This window comes from Ensifer sp. SSB1, assembly GCF_016652895.1.
GTDB lineage: Bacteria > Pseudomonadota > Alphaproteobacteria > Rhizobiales > Rhizobiaceae > Ensifer.
Genome location: NZ_JAEPRP010000373.1, coordinates 1 through 1,135, shown reverse-complemented (window position 1 = coordinate 1,135; position 1,135 = coordinate 1). Strand labels below are relative to the sequence as shown.

Annotated in this window: 1 pseudogene; it reads right to left on the bottom strand. The window is 64.3% G+C overall.

Features of this window, described 5'->3' with window-relative positions:
- Positions 1–1,135: pseudogene (locus I8N66_RS37430) on the bottom strand (NAD(P)/FAD-dependent oxidoreductase); the annotation flags it as partial.

The following is a 1,135-nucleotide window of genomic DNA, read 5'->3' as shown; positions in this document are numbered from 1 at the left end:
GCCGGCTCGAGCGACTGCGCATCGGTTAGCCCATGCTTCAGCGTGCCGAAGAAGGAGAAGCCGAACAGCTGGTTGGTCCACATATCGAGGCCACCGAGCCCAACGCCGATCGCCGTGCCGAACTTCGACCACAGCGGCTTGACGTTGCGAACCTGTTTCAGGTCCTGGCCGATGGCGCTGTCGCGCCAGCCGCGCTCGATCTCGATCGGCTCGTCATTGGCGCGACCGGAGGCGATCGCCGCCGCCAGCTTCTCGGCGGCGAGAATGCCCGACAGCACCGCATTGTGGCTGCCCTTGATGCGCGGCACGTTGACGAGCCCGGCCGAACAGCCGATCAGCGCACCACCGGGGAAGGAGAGCTTCGGCACCGACTGGTAGCCGCCCTCGGTGATCGCTCGCGCCCCATAGGACAACCGCTTGCCGCCCTCGAAGGTGCCGCGGATCGCCGGGTGCGTCTTGAAGCGCTGGAACTCCTCGAACGGGAAGAGATAGGGGTTCTTGTAATTGAGGTGCACGACGAAGCCGACGGCGACCATGTTGTCTTCGAGGTGATAGAGGAACGAACCACCGCCGGTCTTCATGCCGAGCGGCCAGCCAAAGGAGTGCTGCACCAGGCCCGGCCGGTGGTTCTCCGGCTTCACCTGCCAGAGCTCTTTCAGGCCAATGCCGAACTTCTGGACGTCGCTGTCCCTGGAGAGATCGAACTTGGCGATCAGCTGCTTGGCGAGCGAACCGCGCACGCCCTCGCCGATCAGGGTGTATTTGCCGAGCAGTGCCATGCCGCGGGCGAAGTTCGGTCCCGGCTCGCCGTTGCGCTCGATGCCCATGTCGCCGGTGGCAACACCGATGACCGCACCCTCGTCGTTGTAGAGCACTTCGGTTGCGCAAAGCCCGGATAGATCTCGACGCCGAGTTCTTCCGCCTTTGTCGCCAGCCAGCGACAGACGTTGCCGAGCGAGACGATGTAGTTGCCGTGATTGTTCATCAGCGGCGGCATCAGGAAGTTCGGCAGGCGGATCGAGCCGGCGGGGCCTAAGAACAGGAAGTGGTCGTCCTTCACTTCGGTCTTGAACGGATGGTCGGCGTCTTCGCGCCAGTCCGGCAGCAGCCGGTCGATGCCGATCGGATCGACGAC